This window comes from Streptomyces sp. NPDC041814 (assembly GCF_055590565.1).
In genome coordinates this window covers 20,808-40,253 of record NZ_JBVJAM010000020.1, presented here as the reverse complement: position 1 = coordinate 40,253, position 19,446 = coordinate 20,808, and the positions used below count along the sequence as shown (strand labels likewise).

Annotated in this window: 31 protein-coding genes; all 31 read left to right on the top strand. The window is 71.5% G+C overall.

Going from position 1 to position 19,446, the window contains the following annotated elements; genetic code table 11:
* Positions 1-371 precede the first annotated feature (371 nt).
* The 31 genes from ACZ6C6_RS34060 (at position 372) to ACZ6C6_RS33910 (ending at position 19,429) form a co-directional block, all read left to right on the top strand.
* A complete protein-coding gene (locus ACZ6C6_RS34060) occupies positions 372-1,178 on the top strand; it encodes a hypothetical protein (protein WP_469208634.1) in 807 nt (268 codons plus the stop codon).
* 62 nt (positions 1,179-1,240) lie between these two features.
* Positions 1,241-1,612, top strand: a complete 372-nt coding sequence (locus ACZ6C6_RS34055; RefSeq protein WP_469208632.1) for a hypothetical protein — start codon at positions 1,241-1,243, stop codon at positions 1,610-1,612.
* A gap of 113 nt (positions 1,613-1,725) precedes the next feature.
* The gene (locus tag ACZ6C6_RS34050; protein ID WP_469208630.1) at positions 1,726-2,064 is read left to right on the top strand and encodes a hypothetical protein; all 339 of its coding nucleotides are present in this window, start codon (positions 1,726-1,728) and stop codon (positions 2,062-2,064) included.
* A 105-nt stretch (positions 2,065-2,169) separates the two neighbouring features.
* Entirely contained in the window at positions 2,170-2,574 is a 405-nt protein-coding gene (locus ACZ6C6_RS34045; protein WP_469208628.1) for a hypothetical protein, read from the top strand.
* Between the two features lie 159 nt (positions 2,575-2,733).
* Positions 2,734-3,105: a hypothetical protein gene (locus tag ACZ6C6_RS34040; RefSeq protein WP_469208626.1), complete on the top strand. Its 372-nt coding sequence runs from the start codon at positions 2,734-2,736 to the stop codon at positions 3,103-3,105.
* Positions 3,102-3,227: a hypothetical protein gene (locus tag ACZ6C6_RS34035; RefSeq protein ID WP_469208624.1), complete on the top strand. Its 126-nt coding sequence runs from the start codon at positions 3,102-3,104 to the stop codon at positions 3,225-3,227. Before ACZ6C6_RS34040 ends, ACZ6C6_RS34035 begins: the two co-directional genes overlap by 4 nt.
* Positions 3,224-3,421 (top strand): hypothetical protein, encoded by a 198-nt coding sequence (locus ACZ6C6_RS34030; RefSeq protein ID WP_469208622.1) that lies wholly within the window; start codon positions 3,224-3,226, stop codon positions 3,419-3,421. The genes ACZ6C6_RS34035 and ACZ6C6_RS34030 overlap by 4 nt, the downstream gene beginning before the upstream one ends.
* Positions 3,414-3,587, top strand: a complete 174-nt coding sequence (locus tag ACZ6C6_RS34025; RefSeq protein WP_469208620.1) for a hypothetical protein — start codon at positions 3,414-3,416, stop codon at positions 3,585-3,587. Before ACZ6C6_RS34030 ends, ACZ6C6_RS34025 begins: the two co-directional genes overlap by 8 nt.
* Before the next feature lie 327 nt (positions 3,588-3,914).
* The gene (locus ACZ6C6_RS34020; RefSeq protein WP_469208618.1) at positions 3,915-4,235 is read left to right on the top strand and encodes a hypothetical protein; all 321 of its coding nucleotides are present in this window, start codon (positions 3,915-3,917) and stop codon (positions 4,233-4,235) included.
* Positions 4,236-4,344: 109 nt separating this feature from the next.
* Positions 4,345-4,893 (top strand): DUF6197 family protein, encoded by a 549-nt coding sequence (locus ACZ6C6_RS34015; protein ID WP_469208616.1) that lies wholly within the window; start codon positions 4,345-4,347, stop codon positions 4,891-4,893.
* A 141-nt stretch (positions 4,894-5,034) separates the two neighbouring features.
* On the top strand, positions 5,035-7,071 hold the full coding sequence (locus tag ACZ6C6_RS34010; protein WP_469208614.1) for a hypothetical protein: 2,037 nt from the start codon (positions 5,035-5,037) through the stop codon (positions 7,069-7,071).
* A 50-nt stretch (positions 7,072-7,121) separates the two neighbouring features.
* Positions 7,122-7,283, top strand: coding sequence for a hypothetical protein (locus tag ACZ6C6_RS34005; protein WP_469208612.1), 162 nt, complete (start codon positions 7,122-7,124; stop codon positions 7,281-7,283).
* Positions 7,284-7,457: 174 nt separating this feature from the next.
* A complete protein-coding gene (locus ACZ6C6_RS34000; protein ID WP_469208610.1) occupies positions 7,458-8,126 on the top strand; it encodes a hypothetical protein in 669 nt (222 codons plus the stop codon).
* Between the two features lies 1 nt (position 8,127).
* Complete coding sequence (locus ACZ6C6_RS33995; protein ID WP_202513366.1) at positions 8,128-8,346, top strand: hypothetical protein; 219 nt, start codon at positions 8,128-8,130, stop codon at positions 8,344-8,346.
* 732 nt (positions 8,347-9,078) lie between these two features.
* Positions 9,079-9,549, top strand: a complete 471-nt coding sequence (locus ACZ6C6_RS33990; protein ID WP_469208608.1) for a hypothetical protein — start codon at positions 9,079-9,081, stop codon at positions 9,547-9,549.
* Positions 9,550-9,566: 17 nt separating this feature from the next.
* A complete protein-coding gene (locus tag ACZ6C6_RS33985) occupies positions 9,567-9,959 on the top strand; it encodes a hypothetical protein (protein WP_469208606.1) in 393 nt (130 codons plus the stop codon).
* Positions 9,960-9,975: 16 nt separating this feature from the next.
* Positions 9,976-12,192: a hypothetical protein gene (locus ACZ6C6_RS33980; RefSeq protein ID WP_469208604.1), complete on the top strand. Its 2,217-nt coding sequence runs from the start codon at positions 9,976-9,978 to the stop codon at positions 12,190-12,192.
* A complete protein-coding gene (locus tag ACZ6C6_RS33975) occupies positions 12,189-12,662 on the top strand; it encodes a DUF6197 family protein (protein WP_469208602.1) in 474 nt (157 codons plus the stop codon). The genes ACZ6C6_RS33980 and ACZ6C6_RS33975 overlap by 4 nt, the downstream gene beginning before the upstream one ends.
* 14 nt (positions 12,663-12,676) lie before the next feature.
* Positions 12,677-12,886 (top strand): hypothetical protein, encoded by a 210-nt coding sequence (locus ACZ6C6_RS33970; protein ID WP_469208600.1) that lies wholly within the window; start codon positions 12,677-12,679, stop codon positions 12,884-12,886.
* Positions 12,887-13,007: 121 nt separating this feature from the next.
* A complete protein-coding gene (locus tag ACZ6C6_RS33965; protein ID WP_469208598.1) occupies positions 13,008-13,196 on the top strand; it encodes a zinc finger domain-containing protein in 189 nt (62 codons plus the stop codon).
* Positions 13,197-13,466: 270 nt separating this feature from the next.
* Positions 13,467-13,895, top strand: a complete 429-nt coding sequence (locus tag ACZ6C6_RS33960; RefSeq protein ID WP_469208596.1) for an RRQRL motif-containing zinc-binding protein — start codon at positions 13,467-13,469, stop codon at positions 13,893-13,895.
* 19 nt (positions 13,896-13,914) lie between these two features.
* Positions 13,915-14,166 carry a hypothetical protein gene (locus ACZ6C6_RS33955; RefSeq protein WP_469208594.1) on the top strand — a complete coding sequence of 84 codons (252 nt, stop codon included), beginning with the start codon at positions 13,915-13,917 and terminating at the stop codon, positions 14,164-14,166.
* Positions 14,163-14,441, top strand: coding sequence for a hypothetical protein (locus ACZ6C6_RS33950; protein ID WP_469208592.1), 279 nt, complete (start codon positions 14,163-14,165; stop codon positions 14,439-14,441). Before ACZ6C6_RS33955 ends, ACZ6C6_RS33950 begins: the two co-directional genes overlap by 4 nt.
* A gap of 108 nt (positions 14,442-14,549) precedes the next feature.
* Positions 14,550-15,056, top strand: a complete 507-nt coding sequence (locus ACZ6C6_RS33945) for a hypothetical protein (RefSeq protein ID WP_469208591.1) — start codon at positions 14,550-14,552, stop codon at positions 15,054-15,056.
* 214 nt (positions 15,057-15,270) lie between these two features.
* Complete coding sequence (locus tag ACZ6C6_RS33940; protein WP_469208589.1) at positions 15,271-15,930, top strand: GGDEF domain-containing protein; 660 nt, start codon at positions 15,271-15,273, stop codon at positions 15,928-15,930.
* On the top strand, positions 15,927-16,370 hold the full coding sequence (locus ACZ6C6_RS33935; protein ID WP_469208587.1) for an ASCH domain-containing protein: 444 nt from the start codon (positions 15,927-15,929) through the stop codon (positions 16,368-16,370). Before ACZ6C6_RS33940 ends, ACZ6C6_RS33935 begins: the two co-directional genes overlap by 4 nt.
* On the top strand, positions 16,367-16,645 hold the full coding sequence (locus ACZ6C6_RS33930; RefSeq protein ID WP_469208585.1) for a hypothetical protein: 279 nt from the start codon (positions 16,367-16,369) through the stop codon (positions 16,643-16,645). Before ACZ6C6_RS33935 ends, ACZ6C6_RS33930 begins: the two co-directional genes overlap by 4 nt.
* Before the next feature lie 43 nt (positions 16,646-16,688).
* Positions 16,689-17,105, top strand: coding sequence for an NUDIX domain-containing protein (locus ACZ6C6_RS33925; protein WP_469208583.1), 417 nt, complete (start codon positions 16,689-16,691; stop codon positions 17,103-17,105).
* Between the two features lie 17 nt (positions 17,106-17,122).
* Positions 17,123-17,464, top strand: a complete 342-nt coding sequence (locus ACZ6C6_RS33920; RefSeq protein ID WP_469208581.1) for a hypothetical protein — start codon at positions 17,123-17,125, stop codon at positions 17,462-17,464.
* A gap of 47 nt (positions 17,465-17,511) precedes the next feature.
* Positions 17,512-18,429: an HIT family protein gene (locus ACZ6C6_RS33915; RefSeq protein WP_469208579.1), complete on the top strand. Its 918-nt coding sequence runs from the start codon at positions 17,512-17,514 to the stop codon at positions 18,427-18,429.
* Between the two features lie 277 nt (positions 18,430-18,706).
* The gene (locus tag ACZ6C6_RS33910) at positions 18,707-19,429 is read left to right on the top strand and encodes a TRADD-N-associated membrane domain-containing protein (protein ID WP_469208577.1); all 723 of its coding nucleotides are present in this window, start codon (positions 18,707-18,709) and stop codon (positions 19,427-19,429) included.
* Positions 19,430-19,446: the final 17 nt, after the last annotated feature.

Below are 19,446 nucleotides of genomic sequence, written 5' to 3'. Positions count from 1 at the left end.
GTATGGCGGTCGGTTGTCGGCCCGCGGTTGCCCTGGCATGTCGCCTCGCCTCCTTCATTCCATCTAGGTGCCTCACTATACCGCTTGACACCTGAGGGTACCTGAGGCAACCTGATGTAGGTCAGACGGTGATCCCCACGGAACGCCGCGTAGTCGAACCACCGAAGGAAGCACTTCCCCGTTGGGGAGGGCCAGGGTTGATAGCTCCACCAAATCCCCTGGGCCGGTCACCAGGCCGGATGCCTCCTACCGCACGTCGCAGCGCTGATGCGCTGTCCGATTAGCCAGGACGCCGGCCGTTGCCGAGCGCCTGGTGGTCGGAGAGCTCACCCGCGACGCAGCCCCCTCTCCCTCTACCGGAGGAGTCCCCCATGGCCACGACTGTGGAGCCCAAGGCTCGCAAACGCCGCAGTAAGACCCGCACGCGCAACGTCAGCCCATTACCGCCGCTCGTCGCCTCGCACTTCAAGATCGGCCAGATCGACCTGACACCGGGCAAAGAGAACGTCCTCTGCCCGAGCTGTGAGAACTGGACGCCGATCACCGGAGTCCTCGGCACACCGGTGCTGGTCCCCCACCACACCACCCCGTATCACGACCGCACCACCACCCCCCACCGCTGCTCCAACACCAACCGGCGGATCACCCTCGACATTGCGGTCGACGCCTGGCGGGAGCAGCTGGTCGAGCGGATCGAGGTGTCTGCGGCGGTTGCCTCCCGCCGGGCGACGAAGGTGTTGCCCAAGCCGAAGACGACCCCGGCGCCGGCCGCGTCCCAGATCAGGCCCGTCCCGCTCAGCGCGGAGCAGGTCCGCAGGACGTTCCGTCAGCACCAGGAGCAGTGCCTGGCCTGCAAGGGCGAGGCCACGGACCGGACCGGGCAGAAACTGCCGTGCCCCGACGGGGAGCGCCTGGCCGTCACCGTCCTCCGCCTGTTCCGCCAGGAGCCCGGGCGGCGGGCTGTGCGCGACTTCTTCGCCCGCGAGCGTCGCCGGTTCGACCGCAAGAACGCCGCAGCCGCCCAGGCGAAGCGACCGGCCGAGTGGGCCAAGCACGGCGGCGAGGAGATCGAGACCGCGAACAACCTCTACGCGGCGCGGAGGCCGGGATCGATCTCCGAATTCCGCGGACCCGACCTCCCGCTGGAGCCCACGACCGTCGCTCGGGGTGCCCGGTGAGCCGGGCCCGGCGGTTTGGCCGCTGGCTGCTGGTTCACGCGCTCCACGAGTACGGGGTCCGCTTGCTCTTGCGCCATCCGCGCCAGTGGCTCCTGACCCGGGCCCATCACCAGTGGACGGGCCTCATACTGCTCGCCTTGCTTGCGGTCGTCACCTACACCGACCGGTACTGCCCGCACTGGGTGTGGACGGGCGCCATGACGTACATGGTGGTGAGCTTCGTGCCCGACACGGTCGGCCACGGGGTCCACTTGCTGTGGCGGTACGGCCGGGTCTGGCAGGACACGATCTGCCCCTGCTGCGACAGCGGTGGCGGCTGGTGGCCCTTCTTTCCCGACGACCTTCCTGACGGCGGGCCCGAGGACCACGGACGTCACCCCGAGGACTCGCGGACGACGGACACCACCTCGGCGTCCTCGGTCCCCCGCGCCTGATCTTCACACGCACGAACGACCACAGCCGCCGTCACCCGCTTCTCGCGGGTGACGGCGGCTGTGGCTGCTCGTACGACCAGCCGAGTTGACCTCCAGCATGAAGGGACAGCCGCATGAAGCTGCCGTTTGTACGACGCACGACCGCCGACGCGTTACGCGACAAGCTCGCCCGCATCGAGAAGGAGGGCGCCGCTCACGTCGAGGAGCAGGACCGCGAGGTTAAGCGTCTGACCGGCGAGCTGAACGAGGCTCGCCTCGCCCGGACTTCGGCACTGTTTGCGTACAGGGTCGCCGCCTCCCGGGCGAGCTGCGCGGTGGCTGAGCTGGAAGCTCACCTTCGGGCGGTCCGGGACCCGGATGAGAGTGAGAGCAGCACGGCCGAACCCTCGGGCGTAGGACAGGGGCTGCCCGCCCACACTGCCTGCTGCAACAGGCCCGCACAGGCCACCTGACGCGCACAACCGCCCCCGGCCCCGGCCCCCGGCTCCCGTTCCGCGCGGGGCACGCGGCCGGGGCCTTCTGCTCCCGTCCCGGTCCACCGCAACCTGGAGGTCCTGATGCCCGCCACCCCGACCCTGACGTTTCACCAGCCCAGTACGGGCGAGGTGTTCGACGCCGAGACGCTCGCGCTCCTGGACGAGCTCGACGTCCCGCTCTGCGCCGACTTCGACGTCGACCTCGACATCGCCTTCGGTACGCCGCTGGAGATGCACGAGCCCGCAGGCACCGCCAGGGAGATGCGCCGGTATGCGGCCCAGGTCCTGGCCGTTCCGCCCGACTGCCGCCAGGAGCTCGCTCTCGCGTACGGCGCGGAGATCACCGCCCGCGTCGATGCCAGCCGCGACATCCTCGCCGCCGACCCCTCGATCACCGCGCGCGTCCGCGAGCGCCTGGTCGACCTCCTGCTCCCCTATGCCGGCCGCCTTCGCCGGACGGCCCGCCCTGAGTTCGCCGCCGCCTGACCTACCGGCCCGGACGGACGCCCACGATCATCGGCCACCCCTGCTGCACCAACGAGGGGTGGCCGATGGTCGTGGCCGGTCGTACGACCCGCCAACACGACGACAGCCCCGGGGATTGCGCCCCCGGGGCTGTCCAGGACCTGACTCGGAGGACCTGTGATGCCCAGCATGACACGCCCCACCATCCCGACCCCGTCGAACGGCCTCTACGACGACATGGAGGACGCCGACAACCAGCGCGGTCCGGAGCGGGACGAGACCGACCAGTTCCACCAGATCGTTGGCCGCCTGGTCCTCGACGGCGACTCTCGCGCCGAGGCTGCCGGCCGTCGGGCCCGTCGCACGCTCGCCGAGATGCAGCCCGGCTACAAGCGCCAGCCCGTCCTCCAGCTCGTCCGCTCGTTGACCTTCCGGTCGGCGGAAGACGCGTGTGGGCTGTGTAGCCGCTGGGACTGCGACCCCAACAACTGTCCTCCTGGCGTCGCACCTGCCCCGGCGCTGGCCGCGAGCACGGCGGGGGTGGCCCGATGACCTGCACCCCCTGCAGCACCGGCCAGAGGCTGGCCACCCTCTCGCTCACCGATGCCGAACGCGAAGAGCTCTCCAAGAAGAACGCGGAGCAGAACAAGCGCTCGGAGCAGAACCGCCGATGACCGTCCCGGTCATACCGGCCGCCCGTGCCGCACAGCGCCTCGCGGCACGGGCGGCCACCGTATGCGGCCTGGCCCACCCGGTCACCCGGATCCTGCTCGCGGCCGCCGCCACGGCGGCCGCGCAGGCGTGGGAGGCCGGCCACCGCGTCACCGACATCCACCCCGCACAACCCGAACGGAACCACGGTGGCTGACAGCCTCCACACCCGCTACATGGCCGCCAGCACCGCCTGGCGCACCCACCACAACAGCTGCCAGCCCTGCCGGAGCGGTCAGCCCTGCACGACCGGCCAGCAGCTGTTCGAGCGGTTCGCCCGGCTGCAGGACGCCTACCTCACCGAGCAGAGACGCAAGCGCTGACCGCCCGGCGGGAGGAACCACCAACTGGCCTCCCGCCCCCAATTGCTCGACCGGGTCGGGGGGGCGCCCCCCCCCCCGGCGCCCCCCCCCCCCCCCCGGGGCCCCCCCCGCCCCCCCCCCCCCCCCACCCCCCCCCCCCCCCCCCCCCACCCCCCCCCCCCCCCCCCCGCCCCCCCCGGCCCCCCCCCCGCGGGGGGCGCCCCCCCCCCCCCCCCCCCCCCCCCCCGCGCGCCCGGGGGGGGCCCCCCCCCCCCCCCGGGCCCCCCGACCCTTCGCATCCCCTGATCCGGGCATCGACCCGGCCAGAGCCCATCCCCAGGAGGCGCTATGCGCACCAACCGCCGCGACGGCTGGACCGCCGCCGACTACGACTCCCAGCAGATCCTCCACGAGCTCGGACACCGCGACGCTGCGGCCCGGGTGAACCGAGCCCGCCGCCCCCACCCGGTCCGCCACACCTGGCGCACGCTGCGCACCCGGCTCCACCGCCCCGCCACGACGGCCCCGTTCATCGACTGGGACGCCGCCCGGGCGGCCGCCGACGCCGTCCACCGCGGCGACGGCGCCGCGGCCGACCGCATCGTCATGGCCACCACCGACCCCCACAGCACTTCTTTCGCGACGTTCCGCCTGCTCAACACCAAGTGACCCGCCCGTCTGTCGGTTGCCTCCCCCGCCCATACCGGCCCCGCGCCGGTACGGGCGGGGCCGAGGGGAGCCGGACAGCCCGGACCATCCGACCGAGAAGAGGAACCGCATGTTCGAGCTGAACCACGGCCTGACCCGCCCGCAGGATGCGGCCGTGACCGAGCGCGAGTTCGTACGGGACATCGAGGTGTTCGTCGTCGGCACGATCGCCGCCACCACCCCGCCCTCTACGCCGGCCTCCCTCATCGACCGCGCCTGGGAGCTGGCCGGCAATCACACCGACTGGCTGTACTGGGGGCCCAGCGGCATGCCGCTGACCGGCGAGCAGATCGCCGCCCACGCCGAGCAGGCCGCCGCCACCCTGCGCGCGGCGGGCTGGAACCCCGCCTACACCGCCCGTCGCGGTATCTACGACGCCCTGGTCCACGCCGAGGACACCGACCCCGAGCGGCGCTTCAGCCTCGACACCCGCAGCGCCCTCGACAACATCTTCGAGCTGCTCATCCGGGCCCTGACGGGCGCCCCCCACGCCAACTACGAGACCTGGGACCGGCACCCCGCCCGCCAGGTCGAGGAGGTATTCGGCCTCCTGGCCGCCGCGGCCGTCTTCGCCCGTACCCACGGCAGCACCGCCATCCCGGCCGCTCCGGCCGCCTGACCAAGCGCCCCGGCGACCAGTTCGTCTCCCGCCCCCTGCCCGGCTGCTGGTCCGCGCTGCCCGTACACCGGGACGCGGGCCGACCGCCCCGCCCGGGGCGGGCAGGGCCCAGGCACTCAGCACCGTATGAAAGGACCCGTTGTGACGACCCGACGCCAGCCCGCCCGTAAGGCTGCCACGAAGAAGACGACCCCCACGAAGAAGACGACGACCAGGACGACGGCCACCACGGCGCCCGACGTCGACGGTGAGGTCACCGGTACGACGGTCCCTACCGAATCCGCCGCCCCGGCGGTCCCGGTGGTCGACACCGAGGCGATGGTGACGGCCGCCCGCGCGGAGGCCGACCAGTTGCTCGCCGCGGCCCGGACCGAGGCCGAGGTGCTCCTCGACGGAGCTCGCCGGCAGACGGCGGAGGCCGACACCGCCGCGCACAAAGCCCAGGCGGAAGCCGAGGCCATCGTCGCGGCCGCCAGGGACCAGGCGGAGCGGATGCGGTCGCTGACCGAGGAGCAGGTCACGGCGGCGGAGGAGACCGTGCAGCGGGCCCGCACGATTGCCGACGGCGACCTTGCGGCGGTTGAACAGACCCTCGCGCGGCGCCGGCAGGCCGCGCAGGCCCTCCAGACCGAGGCGGAGGCCGAAGCGGTCCGGATCGTGGAGGCTGCCCGTGTTCGTGCGCAGCAGCTGCGTACCGAGGCCGAGCAGGACAAGACCCGGGCCCAGGCAGAGGCTGCCGCCGTTGCCGAGCACGCCGAGGACCTGGTCCAGGAGGCCAAGGAGCGCGCGGCCGACATGGTGGCCGCTGCCGAGGCTGATGCCCGCTCCCGCCGTGAGGCAGCGGCCGCGATGCGCCAGCAGGCGGAGCAGGACGCCGAGGACCTGCGGGCGAAGGCCCGCGAGGGCATTGCGGCGGCCGAGGAGGACGCGGCCCGGCTCCTGGACCGCGCCCGAGAGCAGGCCACCGAGACACTGGACGAGGCGGAGCAGGACGCGCAGGCGACGCGGGACGAGGCGCAGCAGGTCCTGGAGAATGCGCAGGCCCGGGCCGAGGAGGACGTCCTCAAGGTCCGCTCGCTCGCGGAGGCCAAGGCCGCCGGTGCCGTTGCCGGTGCGGAGGCCGCCGCCGCCGAGCGGATCAGCGCGGCCGAGAAGGAAGCCGGCCGTCTGGTCGCCGCCGCCAAGCAGGAGGCCGACCAGGTGCGTGTCCGCGCTCGCATGGACCAGCGGGCGGCCCGCCAGGAGTTGGCGGACACCCGGGCGGAGGTCGCCGCGGCTCGGGCGCTCATCGCGAAGCAGGAGAAGCGGCAGAACCTCGTCAACATCTGGGGGCCCCGCGTGGCCCTGGCCGCGACGATCGTCCTGACCGCGTCCGGGGAGTTCGCCCTGGCCAAACTCAGCGGCTGGCCCGCGTGGGTGGCCTGGGCGCTGCCGCTCGCGATCGACGTCTACGTCGTGCAGGCCTTCCGCCGACACCGCGACGTCGCCGGGGCACTGATCCTCATGGTCGCCGCGAACGCCATCTACCACTTGGGCGACGCCGGACTGGTCGGCGTTGACGAGAAGGGCGACCCGCTGTGGTGGCTCATCGTCGGAGTCGCCGCCATCGCCCCCTGGGTGATGTGGCGCGTCCACCAGATCACCCAGGAACCCGGTGAGACCGGCCGCGGCGAGACCGGCTCGGCAGACGGCGCCGATCCGGATGAGACGACCACGGTGGTACCCGGCGGTGAGACAGACCTCGCCCGCGTCGACCGTCTCAACGGGGGCCGTGAGACGGTTCCGCACCCGCGCACCGCCCCGGCGCTCGACGCTGAGACCGGCGAGGGTGAGACACCCCTCGCCCTTGAGACCGGCACCACTGAGACACGCCCCCCGAACGGCACGACTGAGACGCCGTCTCACACGGGTGAGACGCGCAGGTCAGACCGTGAGACGAACCCCTCGGGCGGTGGCGCCACGCCCCTTCCACTGCGCTCCGGTGAGACCGGCCGCCCCGCGCTCGCCCGGGACGCTGAGATCGAGGGACAGGTCACCTCGCTCCTCAGCCTCATGTACCGCCGGGGCGGTGCGGACACCGTCTCAGTCGATGAAGCGAAGACGGTTCTCGGTGTCTCACGCGCCACGGCCGGCCGCCGCCTTGAGATCGCCCGGGGCCGGTTCAAGCAGGTCTCGTGAGACAGGGCCGGTCCCGGTTCCTCTACGCACTGAAGAGTGAGGAGCTCACCATGAGCGCTCTGCAGTACACGGTCGGCGTGGTTCTCGTCCTGATCACCCTGGCAGCGATCCTGGCCACGCCGTTCGTTCTGATCCACTCGCGCATCGAGCACGACCACGGCCCCGGCTGCTGGTGGTGCCACCCGCGCCTGCGGCCCCGCAAGCACCGCTGACAGGACACCGTCCGGCACACACCAGTGAAGGCCAGCCCACCGGTAATGGGCTGGCCTTCGCTGCGACTGCCGGAAGCAGTCACCGCACCAGTAGAGCACGTTTCCCCTGATCAGAACCCGCTTCCGGCATGTCTGGGCCGGGTCCGCACCACACCGCGAAGGAGCCAGCCGCCCATGTCCGGAATCGACTGGGACAAGGAGTTCAGCCGCATGAACCCTCAGACCCCCCAGGCCCCTCAGACGCCCCAGGCCCCGACTCCGGAGAAGCCGGAGAAGCCCGCGACGTCCTCTCGCCTGTCCGCTGCGGTCGGCGGGATGCGCCGCAACACTGCGGCGATCGCCGTGTGCGGCACGATCGCCGTGGTCGCGGTGTGCGGCACGGTCGTCGCCGTGGCCGGCATGCAGGCCGAGCAGGCCGCCCAGGAGCGTGCACGCGCCCAGGAGAGGGCGGCGAACTCCCTGGTGGAGGCGGAGGCCGACCAGCGGCGGGCGCAGACCGAGGAGGCCGCGGCCAAGACGTTGTACGAGCGGGAGATGACCATCTACCGCGAGTGCATGAAGGCCCGCGCGGCGGCGGTCGCCAAGGCGGAGTCGTACGACATCGCGAGGATCCCCACCTGCGACGCCCCCACCCTCGGTGGCGCGCCCGCCCAGGCCGAAGAGTCCTCCAGCGGCAGCGTCAGCGGCGCCATCACCTCCAGCCCGTGGCTGTGGGTGGCGCTCGTCGGGGGCGGCGGACTCCTCGCCTACAAGAAGCTCTCCTCGCCCTCCGGTTCCTCTTCCAGTTCGGGCGCCATCAGTTCCGTGAATGACAAGGGATTCACTTTCGAGAAGGGTGCATGACATGACGCTTCAGTTCTTCGCTCTCGGCCTTTTCTGCTGGGCCCTGTTCTTCACCTTCAAGAAGACCAAGGGAAAGCAGATGGCGATCTGCATCATGCTGATCGTCGCCGGGATTTTCCTGCCCTACACGCCGTTCAGCGAGTCGATCAGGACGACGCTGGAGTCGGTGTTCAACACGGCGAACACCACCGTGAACAACATCGGTTCGTCGTCACGCTGAGTGCGCAACTGCGGTTACTGGTTACCGGTTACAGCCCTCAGACACCCCCGGTTCTGCCCGCACGGAGGGCCGAACCGGGGTCCCACGGGCCTGTAACCGGTAACCAGTAACCGCCTCCAACCACACAGGGTCACAGAAGGGAGGGTCGTGGAACTCCTCTTACTCCTCGCCATCAGCTACCTCGTCGGCGTGGACAACACGCACGGCAAATACGAGCAGGCGGGAATCAAGAAACCCCCGGCCAAAACGAAAGGAAAATGGGAGCCGAACCGGGCCCCAGAAACTTTCAGGAATACGCCGCACAATATCGCGGCACGAACGCATTACGGGCTCCTGGCGGGCGCTCACATGGCCGGTGGCCTGCGAGACGGCTGGCGTTCGGCCTATCTCAGGAAACCGAACGCAAAGCCTTCCGTTTCCGCTTCCGCCGAGCCCGCTGAAGGGCCCTACACAGCCACCGAGCCGCCTACTGCCGGCGTCCCGCCGACGGCTCCCCCGCCGCCGACGAGCCCGCCCTCACCGCCGCCGACAGTCCCGCCGATGCCGACAGAGCCGCCCTCACCGCCGCCGACAGTCCCGCCGATGCCGACGGATCCGCCGTCGACGACGGTTCCCCCGCCGCCGGCGGACCCACCCCCGACCGGCGTGCCGGGGACGGCAGTTCCCCCGGTGGGCACCGTCCCGCCTCCTCGTACCGTCCCGCTGCCCGAACACATCCGGAAGGACCCCTCTATGCAGCCCAACCCGCCCACCCCGCACACCGCGACCGTCGACGACAAGGGCGTCCACGTCACCACCGCGGCGGGCAAGACCCGCACCTACAGCGGCGGTGAGGTCCTGACCCTCACCCAGGTCATCGACCTCGCCGAGGGCTCGGCCACCCTGTGCCAGACCAGCACCGACACCTGCATGGCCCTCGCGGACGAGGCCGGGAGGCTGGCCGCTGACTGCGACGAGCTCATCGCCGAGATCACTGCGAAGGACGTCGGCACGAACCTGATCGGCAAGGCCGAGGTGCTCAAGGAGCAGCTCGACCTCCAGGCCGCCGCCGCCAAGGAGCTCCACGACAAGATCCAGGGCGGCGAGGAGGCCTGCCGCACCGCCTCCGCGAACGCGGAGCTCCGCCACGGTCCGATCTTCCGCGCCGTCGCCGACTCCCCCCTGACCAAGCCCGCCGAGCGCGACTTCTACAACGCCCGATAGAAGAGGAGAGACCCCGCATGAGTGCAACCGAGACCCTGAAAAACGTTGCGACGTACGCCGCCCTGCGCCTCAAGCTGGCGTGGCTCACGCACGAGGTCCACGTGCACGGCGAGACCGTCACCAAGCTCGCCTCCGACGTCGATGACGCCGCCGAGCAGATGATGGACGCCGCCGAGACGATGAAGGCGCTGGCCGTCGACGACGCCACGACCTCCGAGTTCGCCGACGCCTCGCTGACCATGACCGGCGTCAAGGACGCCGCCGGTGCCTACACCTCCGCCGCCGACAGCGCTTCCGCGGCCGCCGACGACGCGAAGACCACCACCGAGAACGACCACGGAGGGATCGCCGACGCGGTCGCCACCTCCCCCGTCGACATGGCCGAAGCGGCCTTCTACGCCCAGCAGTAAAGGAGTTCAGCGGATCATGGGGCCGACCCGAGCACAGTTCATCCAGTACGCGCCCGCCGCGCTCGCGGTGGTGCCACTCGTGGCCGGCCCCTGGTCCGCCCTCGCCGCCGCAGCGGCCGGAGCCGGGGCATGGGCCGTCAACGCCTCCGCCCCGGTTCTGCGGTCGTTGATCGCGTGCGGGTTCACGGCCACCGGGTGCGGCATCGCCGCGCACGAGGTCCTCGCCACGGGCGCCAACCCGCTGATCGCCCTCGGGCTCGCCGTCCCGGCCGGGGCGGCCGCCCTGGCCCACCACCGCAACACCACCGGCCACACCCCCGCACCCGCGCTCACGCCCGCGACCACAAGTGCGGGTACGGCGGCGGGGCCGACGTCGCAGGAACAGCTCATCATCGCCTGGTGGCGCGAGTTCATCTCCGGTCCCACCCAGACCGAGGGCCGCGTCCTCATCCAGGCCGGCGCCAACCTGGAGCACCTCGGCCTGGAGATCGACGGCGACCACGCGGCGTTCACCGGGATCATCACCCTGCCCCAGGGTCAGCAGGTACGGGTGAAGGCCGCCGACATCGCCGCCGTCTACCAGGTCCCCGTCGCCCAGGTCGAGCTGGGCGACCCGAAGCACTACGCGCCGAACGCGCTGCCGGTCACCGTGCACCTGAAGGTGCCGGCGGAGCAGCCGCAGATCGCGGCCGGTGCCCCGACGACGCCCGAAGAGGTGTGGGCCGCGCATGTCGCTGTGCCGGAGGGCGCGATGCCCGGCACCACCCTGACCGTCACCCGCTACGACGGGCCGCTCGACTGGGAAGGGCTCGCCACCCGCGACCGCCGGGCGATCGGCACCGTCAACTTGCAGGATCTCGCGGGCAACCTGGATCTGGAGACGATCCAGATCGCCTTGGCCCCTGGCGACAAGCCCTCCCAGATGGGCATCCGCGTGATGAGGGAACACGCCCTCATGCACGGCACGATGCTCTCCTCGGTCCTGGACGAACTGTCCATGGACTCCCGCGGCTACGTCCGCGCCGGCACCTACGTCGACGGCCGGGCCGCGCTCCTGCCGCTGGCGCAGCCCGGCTCCGGCGCCCGCCACCTCTACCTCGTCGGCGGCTCCCGATCCGGCAAGTCCGGACTGCTGGAACAGATCCTGCTCTCCGCCCACCGTTCCAACATCGCGGTGATTCTCGCCTCCCCGCAGGCCGGGACCATCGCCGGGGCCTCACTGTCCGCGTACCTCGGGGACGGCCTGGACGAAGCGATGGGCGCGCTGCGCCTGGCCTACGCGCTGATGCTCGACCGAGAGGCCCGCTACCGAAGCCCGGCGTTCCCGTTCACCGACCCGCTGGTTCTCGTCGTCATCGACGAGGCGCACATGCTGCTGTCGGCCTCCTCCCCCTACCACCTGGAAGCCAAGGCGATCGTGGAGCAGCTGACCCGCCGCTCCCTCAAGCGCGGCATCGGCGTGGTCCTGGCCACCCAGACCCCGCTGGCCGAAGACCTCGGCAACAGCACCGTTATCCGCTCCCAGCTCCTCATCGGCGGCGGCGCGGTGTTCCTGCGCTGCGCGCGCGGGCAGGGCTCGCTGGTCGGTGCGAACGCGGTGGAGGGCGCGGAGGGACTCGACCTGTCGATGATCCCCTCGCAGTGGCCGGGCCAGTACGCCAAGGTCGCCGACCGGGACATGTCCGGCCTGGCCACCGAGGCCGCCGCCACCCCCGAGGACGGGACGTTCGGCCTGGGCTACCTCCTCACCCCGGGCTCCCAGGCCGTCCAGTTCCGCTCCCTGCACCTGGACGTCGCCCCCGTCACCCTGGCCGGAGGCCAGCCGCCGGTCGGGATCGAGGACTGCGACGCCTGGCGGGAACGGGACGCGATCAGCCAGACCCCCATGGTCGACCGCCGCGGCAAGAACCTGATCGGCAGCCTCGCCGACCTCCTTGCCGCAGCAGAGGGCGCCCCCTCCCAGGAGGAGGACGCCCACCCCGTCCCCGGCGGCCACCACGCAACCGCCGGACCCAGCAGGCCCGGTGCCCCCTCCGCCGTGGGGGCCCCTGACGGACAGGAGCTGATCAAGCCCCGCATCCTCGAACTCCTGCGGGAGCAGTCCATCCCCATGACCGCCGAAACCATCGCCCGGAAGCTGGGCACATCCGCCAAGAACATCAAGCCGCGCCTGTCCGAGCTGAAGAAGCGGGACGAGGTCACCAACGAGAACGGCCTGTGGAGGGCAGCATGAACACCCGCACCGAGAACATCGAGACCGAGTTCACCCACCTCGACGCCGACCTGTACGCGACGGCATTCCAGTCCCTCGACCCCAACCCCATCCCGGAACCCGCCGCCACGACCCAGGCGGTCCCCGCCCAGGCTCCCGCCAGCGTCCCCACCGCCCCGCCGGTACGGCTGACCGGCCCGGTCGAGAAGACCCTCACCGACGCCCTCGAATTCCTCGACACCCACGGCTGGGCCCGGCGCACCCTCATCCACCACGAAGGCGCCCGCTGCTCGATCGGTGCCCTGCGCGTCGCGGCCGGCGCCCGCAACGCCGCCTACCGCGACGCCGGCAACCTCCTCCTGGACGAAGCCCGCCGCCAGCACGGAAAGAAGTGGGAAACGATCCCCTCCTGGAACGACTCCCACACCGGAGCGCAGGTGCGTAGCGTGTGGGAAGCCGCCATCCGGCGCGCCCACAACCTGAACATCTGACGCTGGAGCTGCCCGTGTCGTTCTCGTTCACCAGCCCCGAACCGGACCGCGACGACCGCTCGTTCTCGTTCACCGGCCCCCAGCCGGGCAGCGATGATGGCCGCTCGTTCTCGTTCACCGGCACGGACCCGGCCGACATCGACAGGCAGCTCCAGACCATCGCCGACATGGCCACCGACATCCTCCAGCGCGTCGCAGAAGTCCGCAGACAGCTCAACTCCTGACCCCCTCCTCCGCCCCGAAGCGGAGGAGACCACGAACACCAGCCACGCCCCGCCCGGACGACTCCGGGCGGGGCGTTGTCGTTCCCACCCGAACCCGATCTGCCAGACCAAGGAGAACCCAGTGCCCGACACCACCGCCCACACCCTGACCCCCGACCAGACACCCGCCCTCACCCACCCCGCGCTCGCCGTCGCCTGCCCGGCCTGCCACGCCGCCCCCGGCACCCTGTGCACCTCGCACAACGGCACCCGCCCCCGCCGCTACAACGTCCACCGCCTCCGCACCGAGGCACTCCACGCCACCAGCTGATCCGGTCGCCCCGTCCGGCCACCGGCACCACCGCCCTCCCCCAGTGAGCGGCTGGTGCCGGTGACCGGGCAGGCCGACCGGCCCGAGCTCCACCCGCGCCCCGGCGGCCCTCCCGGCCGCCGGGGCGCAGCACTGCCCGCCACCACATCCGTTGGAGGACATCGTGCTCACCCCTCGACCGCGCCGCCGGACCGGCCGGCCCCGCCCGCAGCTTCCCGGCCCCCGCTACCCGCAGCGCCCCGCCCAGCTGCCCGGCGCCTGGAGCAGGTGATGGGCGACCAGGACGAGAACCTGGTCGACGTCGACCTCTACGATCCCGGCGACGGCTCTCTACCAGTCTTCCAATGGAGGCAGGCCGGGCGCGCGAACCTCGCGACCCGCCGCCAGCTGCGCGAGATGGGACTTCGCCCAGGAGGAGCGGAGCCCGTCGCCCGGATCGAGTGCCGTGGCGGCCAGCGCTTCGCGTGGCTGTACCGGATCGACCTGGCGAAGCCCAAGCTCGCGATGACCCTCGCGAAGGAAGCCGCGCTCGACAAAGCGATGGCTGCTCGCCAGACGTGTCCCGGCCCCTGTGGCCGGCGCTATTTCCACTGTCTCCCCTTGAAGCCCTTGGGGTCCTGCCTGGAGTGCTTCGACGGCACGCTCGCCGACCCCACCTCCTACACCGCTCCCCCGGCCAAGCACCTGCTGGCCGCCTGATCCGAGAGGGCCACCGCCCATGAGCACCACCGCCCTGCGCGTCTCCCCCTTCACCGAGCCCGAGCGCCCGAAGAACCTCCAGATCCGCTACATCAACCTCGCCGGTGCCACCGTCGACGTCACCGGCGGCGGCGAGCACGTCCAGGACAACCGCTGGACGTGCCGCGGCTGCAAGGACAGTTCCGACTGCCCGAAGGCCGACTGGCTCTGGCGGATCCGGGAAGCGGCCAGCACCCACGCCGCCACCTGCCGTGCGATCCCGCTGACGTGACCGCCCGGCGTCTGCGGGTCGCCCTGCTGCTCGCCGCCGCCGGGACCCTCACCCTCGCGCTCAGGACCCGGCACCGGTGGCTGCCCATCAACCGGCACCGCATCGAGCTGACACCCCTGCCCCGCCGCTCCTGCCCCGACTGCCGGGGCGAGGGCGGCTGGTGGGTTGACGGCGCGAACCCCGAGATGGAGGCGTGCGGCTGCTGGGCGAACCGGCCCACCTGGCACATCCGACTCCTGCCCGCCCCAGCCCCGTCGGACGAGCCTCCGTTCTGAACGACCCGACCCCAGCCGGTGTGGCCGGGCCGGACCTCGGGTGGCCGCGCATCGGCAAAGGGCCGGCCACCTTCTCCTTCACCCTTCGAGATCAGGAGAAACCCCAGCATGACGCATCGCTCCGCCCTCTTCGCCGCCGTCCTCGGACTGGGCCGCGCGGGGTCGAACGTCGGTGATCATTTCGTGCAGTCCGACTACTGCGCCCGGGTCAAGGGCGCCACCGACGACAAGCCGGTCCACTTCGCCGCCACCCCGGACGACGAGCCGACCGTCCACGGCACCTCGGACGGCATCAAGGCATGCGCCTGGCACTGCCTGACCTACACCGCCACCCAGGCCCTCGCGGTCGGGGCCGGCGCCCGCGTCCTGGGCATCCGGCTGCACCCCGGCGCCGCCGCTGCCGCGCTCGCCCTGTCGTTCGTCACGCACTACGCCGCGGACCGCCGGGTGCCGGGCGGGCTCCTGGAGACGCTCGCCACGAAGACCGGCAAGGGAAACTTCTGGCGCCTGGCCGATCACGGCATCAACGGCGCGTACTGCCTGGACAGCGCCTGGCACCACGGCTGGGAGACGGCCTCCGCGCTGGTCGCCACCATCGGGGCGAAGACCCGGTGACCGGACGACCCGACCGCACGCGCCTGGACCGGGTGCGCGCCTCGCTCGGCATCGCCCAGCTCGCCCTCCAGCAGATCGAGGACGACCTGACCGCCGACGACTGACCTGGGCAGCCCCTCCGTTCTGACCCCACAACGCAAACGCCCGGGACCGCCGCTGACACGGCGCTCCCGGGCTCTCCATTCCCGTACTGCAGACGAGAAGGACCACCAGTATGACCACCGCACTGTTACCGCGTAAGGCCTTGCACATCACCGCCATGGCCCTCCCCCTGGCCGGATGGACCCTCCACAGCACCGTCCTGCACCACCGCCTCACCCAGGCCAACCGCGACCCCCTCACCGGGACCTGGCGCCGCACAGAGTTCAGCGCCCGTGCGCAGCGCCTCGTGGGCCGTCACCCCGGCGACGTCGTCCTGGTCCTCGCGGACGCCGACAGGTTCAAGGCCCTGAACGACACATACGGGCACGCGGCGGGCGACGCCGCACTCGCCGCAATCGGCACCCGGCTCACCGAGTGGGCCGGGCCCCGCGGCGCCGTTGGCCGCCTCGGCGGCGACGAGTTCGCCGCCCTGGCCCGCATCGAGCCCCGGCACCAGGAGCTGCGCCTGGAGCACCTCGCCCGCCTCACGTCCCGCCCCGTCCCGTACGAGGACGGGCTACTGCCTCTCGGCGTCTCGCTGGGTGCAGCCACCCCGGCCGCCGTCGGCAGCACCGACCTGCCGACCCTGATGCGCGCCGCCGACGCAGCCATGTACGAGGGCAAGCACACCGGCCGCGTCATCCAGGCTGACCCCTCCCACGCCCACGTTCCGTCCGTCAACGGCCGCCGCTGCGGACGGCCGGGCACATCGCTGCCGGGGAAGGCCGCATGAGCGCGCCGGTTCCGCCGGCGGGCGACTGGATCCGCGGCATCAGCATCCGGCAGCCCTGGGCCACATGCATCGCCGCCGGGGCGAAGACGATCGAGAACCGTCCGCAGCCCTGGCCCTGGCGCGGCTGGCTCCTGCTCCACGCGGGCCAGCAGACCGACCGGCCCGCCCTGCGCGAGCCGTTGGTCGCCCGCACGATCCGCGGCCGCGAGCTGCCGACCAGCGCCGTGATCGGCGTCGCCAGACTGACCGGCTGCCATCTGGACCCGGACGGCTCCCCGCCCTGCACCGAGTGGGCGCAGACCGGGGCGTGGCACCTGGAGCTCACCGACGTCCAGGCCCTCGCCCTGCCGATCCCGGCGCTCGGACAGCTCGGGCCCTGGCGCCCCACGGAGGACCTCCTCGACCAGGTCCTCCAGCAGCTGCCCACGTTCCGGCCGTGACCCGCACCCGCTCCGAGAGGACGCTGTGGGAGCCGGGCCTCGTTCCGGCTCCCGGCGGCCTCCTCGACTGGCGCGACCCCCGGCATTACGACCGCCGACACGACCAGCCCTGCACCCTGTGCGGCACACCCACGCCGCTGCGCTCCCACACCGGCGAGCCAGCGCACAAAAGTTGCGCTGAAGCCTGGATCACCGCGAATCCCGCTGAGGCCCGGACCGGCCGGTTCGCCTCCGACAGCCACACCGGACGCAGCCGCCGCGACGACCACGCCTGAGCCCACCACCCCACAACAACCCACCAACCAAAGGACAACAACCGTGACCGAGACGTTCGAGACCATCCGCTACACCACCGACATCGTCGTCACCCGTACCGATGGTTACGTCCTGTTGATCCAGCGCGGCTGGGACCCGCACAAGGGGATGTGGGCCCTGCCTGGCGGTCACGTCGACGCCGGCGAGACCAGCCGTGACGCCGCCGCCCGCGAGCTGGCTGAGGAGACGGGCGTGTACGCGATGCCGGACGAGCTGGAGCAGATCGGCGTCTTCGACCAGCCCGGCCGTGATCCGCGCGGCCGGTACGTCACCGTCGCCTACCACCTCACTGTCATCCCCGGCACACCCGTCGAGGCCAAAGACGACGCCGTCGCTGTCCGCTGGGCCCCGCTCGACGACCTCCCGCCGCTCGCGTTCGACCACGCCGACATCCTCGCCGCCACCCGCCACCACCACTGACCCCGAAGGAGCCCGCCATGCCCAGCACCCAAACCACCCCGATCACCGCCGAACAGCGCCGCGAAGCCCGTAACCAGCGCCGCCGCGACCAGCGCCGCATCGAGAGCCGACTGCGCAGGGCCCGGCACGCTGCCCACGACCTCATCACCTACGGCCCGTGGAACGGCGACGAACCCGCCGCGACCGTCCAGGACGTCATCCAGCAGACCGACGCCATGTACGGCGGCTACCTCAAGGGCGACCCGCTCACCGAGGCCGAAGCCGAAATCGCGCTCTGCTTCGCGAAGGACCTTGCGGCGTCCTTCGAGGACAACCAGCGCCCCGTCCGCGAGGCCGCACGACGCCTTCTTGCCGCCTGAGCGCTCCCGCCCGGCCCCTCGCTGAAACACCCACCACGATCACCGGAGTGCTGCCCCGACCTTCCCGGCCGGCGCAGCACTCCGGCGTCTCCACCGACTTCGAGCCTGGAGGCTTCATGCAGCCCGACGTGTTCATCGACTCCTTCGGCGCCCGCTGGCAAGACCCGCCGCCACCCCGCTACCGTGCCGCCGTCCTCGGCATCAACCTCACCAACGCCCTGCTGAACCCGCCCGACGACCCGGCCCTCGGCGACATCATCGCCCGCCAGACCGGACAGGACGCGGGCGTACGCGACTACGTTCTCAACACCCCCGGCGCGGCCCGCATCATCAACGACGCCGTGCACGAACTCACCGCGCTGCGCGCCGCCGCGCAGGGCCGCCCCATCCAACTCCTGGTGAACTGCTGGTACGGACGCCACCGCGCACCCGCAATCGCCGACGCCATCGGCCGCCGGATGCGGGAGGCCGCCGTCCAGGTACAGGTCACCCACCACCACATCAACCGGCCGCCTGTCCCCCGCAAGCACCCCCGCCCCGACTGCCCGTTCTGCCAGATCATCCACGACGGCGCCCCGGCCACCATCGTCCACGAGTGGAACGACGCCCTCGCGATCGTGCCCCGCAACGGCGGCTGCACCGACGGCCACCTCCTGGTCCTGCCCCGAGGCCACGTCAACGACTTCACGACCGACCCCGTCGTCTCCGCCACCGTACAGATGCGCGCCGCCGAACTCGCCGCGCAGATCGGCGGCCAGTGGAACTACCTCACCTCCTGCGGCCCGGACGCCACGCAAACCGTGTTCCACCTGCACGGCCACCTCGTGCCCCGCACCGCCGGCGACGGCCTTGCCCTGCCCTGGACCCGCCCCACCTGCGAACAGGAGCCCACCCCCGCCTCGGCTACCGCTGTCATTCACCCCAACCCCGACGAAGACGGTGGGCCCGCAACGCGGGCGATCTGACCTCTGCCCCCTCCGCAGCCCCGCCTCCGGCCCTGTGCCGGAGGCGGGGCTTTTTTGCGTTCCTGGAACGGACCACGCCACCGGACGGGCGATCTCGTTCCTGCCGACGCCGTCAGCGTGGAGCTGACGAAGGCGCTCCTTGTCCTTCTGCGGAGAAGGTTCGGGCCACAGCCGGCTCACCCCCGCACGTGCGTGTGGTGACGGGTTACCGGTCGGGCGCTGGCCGGCGCCAGGAGGATCGGCGGTGGCTTCAGCCGTGTTCTGACACAGTTGTGCCGTGGAACAAATTTGGCCGTTGTCTCTTTCCATTGGCGCTGCCGCCTTGGCGGTCATTCTCCAGAAGGTGTTGGTGCCCTTGATGCAGAGGCTCAACCGACTGGAGATCGACTCGGAACGCAGCCGCCTACTGGCCGAGGTCTTGGGCGAGACACCAGAGATCAAGCCGAGCGGTGAGACCGATGCTCAACCTGTTGCTCGGCCGGATTCCGATGAGCAGGCCGATACCCGTTTCGCGAAACTCCTGATCGAGTACTACGCCTACGGGCTCACCCAGGCCCGCCGAAGTTTCAGTGTCAGCCTGTCCTGCTCGATCCTGGGCGGTCTCGTCCTGATCTCCGGTGTTGGTATGGCGATCTTCAGAGCCGAGACCACTGGGGACCAGTACGCCTCGGTCACCGCGAGCGTGGCGGGTCTGGTCATGACCGTCATCGGCACCTTGTTCCACCGGCGGGCTGACATGGCGCTGAAGCACATGGAGTCGCAGACCCAGTCGCTTCGGCAGGACATGAAGGTCGAACGGGATGCCGGTCAGGCGATTCGGCTCCTTGAGGGTGTTGATGATCAGGCGCTCAAGGCCCGTCTCCAGGCGGCGCTGATCCTAAAGTTCTCCGCCGCCGAGCTGCCCGAGCTCGGCAACGTTCTTCGTCCGGGCACCCCGACGGTGCCGCCGTCCGTCGACGGAACGCCTCTTCCGCGGCAGGCGGTGGATCCGTCGGCATAGCAGCCGATGACCCACTG

What these genes read in the sequence shown, in the direction of transcription:
- ACZ6C6_RS33985 (WP_469208606.1), top strand. Translation starts at nt 9,567, where the DNA reads ATGAGTGCAACCGAGACCCTGAAAAACGTTGCGACGTACGCCGCCCTG.
- ACZ6C6_RS34045 (WP_469208628.1), top strand. Translation starts at nt 2,170, where the DNA reads ATGCCCGCCACCCCGACCCTGACGTTTCACCAGCCCAGTACGGGCGAG.
- ACZ6C6_RS34005 (WP_469208612.1), top strand. Translation starts at nt 7,122, where the DNA reads ATGAGCGCTCTGCAGTACACGGTCGGCGTGGTTCTCGTCCTGATCACC.
- ACZ6C6_RS34040 (WP_469208626.1), top strand. Translation starts at nt 2,734, where the DNA reads ATGCCCAGCATGACACGCCCCACCATCCCGACCCCGTCGAACGGCCTC.
- ACZ6C6_RS33980 (WP_469208604.1), top strand. Translation starts at nt 9,976, where the DNA reads ATGGGGCCGACCCGAGCACAGTTCATCCAGTACGCGCCCGCCGCGCTC.
- ACZ6C6_RS33960 (WP_469208596.1), top strand. Translation starts at nt 13,467, where the DNA reads ATGGGCGACCAGGACGAGAACCTGGTCGACGTCGACCTCTACGATCCC.
- ACZ6C6_RS33955 (WP_469208594.1), top strand. Translation starts at nt 13,915, where the DNA reads ATGAGCACCACCGCCCTGCGCGTCTCCCCCTTCACCGAGCCCGAGCGC.
- ACZ6C6_RS33995 (WP_202513366.1), top strand. Translation starts at nt 8,128, where the DNA reads ATGACGCTTCAGTTCTTCGCTCTCGGCCTTTTCTGCTGGGCCCTGTTC.
- ACZ6C6_RS33940 (WP_469208589.1), top strand. Translation starts at nt 15,271, where the DNA reads ATGACCACCGCACTGTTACCGCGTAAGGCCTTGCACATCACCGCCATG.
- ACZ6C6_RS34050 (WP_469208630.1), top strand. Translation starts at nt 1,726, where the DNA reads ATGAAGCTGCCGTTTGTACGACGCACGACCGCCGACGCGTTACGCGAC.
- ACZ6C6_RS33945 (WP_469208591.1), top strand. Translation starts at nt 14,550, where the DNA reads ATGACGCATCGCTCCGCCCTCTTCGCCGCCGTCCTCGGACTGGGCCGC.
- ACZ6C6_RS33990 (WP_469208608.1), top strand. Translation starts at nt 9,079, where the DNA reads ATGCAGCCCAACCCGCCCACCCCGCACACCGCGACCGTCGACGACAAG.
- ACZ6C6_RS34060 (WP_469208634.1), top strand. Translation starts at nt 372, where the DNA reads ATGGCCACGACTGTGGAGCCCAAGGCTCGCAAACGCCGCAGTAAGACC.
- ACZ6C6_RS34020 (WP_469208618.1), top strand. Translation starts at nt 3,915, where the DNA reads ATGCGCACCAACCGCCGCGACGGCTGGACCGCCGCCGACTACGACTCC.
- ACZ6C6_RS34015 (WP_469208616.1), top strand. Translation starts at nt 4,345, where the DNA reads ATGTTCGAGCTGAACCACGGCCTGACCCGCCCGCAGGATGCGGCCGTG.
- ACZ6C6_RS33935 (WP_469208587.1), top strand. Translation starts at nt 15,927, where the DNA reads ATGAGCGCGCCGGTTCCGCCGGCGGGCGACTGGATCCGCGGCATCAGC.
- ACZ6C6_RS34030 (WP_469208622.1), top strand. Translation starts at nt 3,224, where the DNA reads ATGACCGTCCCGGTCATACCGGCCGCCCGTGCCGCACAGCGCCTCGCG.
- ACZ6C6_RS34035 (WP_469208624.1), top strand. Translation starts at nt 3,102, where the DNA reads ATGACCTGCACCCCCTGCAGCACCGGCCAGAGGCTGGCCACCCTCTCG.
- ACZ6C6_RS33975 (WP_469208602.1), top strand. Translation starts at nt 12,189, where the DNA reads ATGAACACCCGCACCGAGAACATCGAGACCGAGTTCACCCACCTCGAC.
- ACZ6C6_RS34000 (WP_469208610.1), top strand. Translation starts at nt 7,458, where the DNA reads ATGTCCGGAATCGACTGGGACAAGGAGTTCAGCCGCATGAACCCTCAG.
- ACZ6C6_RS33920 (WP_469208581.1), top strand. Translation starts at nt 17,123, where the DNA reads ATGCCCAGCACCCAAACCACCCCGATCACCGCCGAACAGCGCCGCGAA.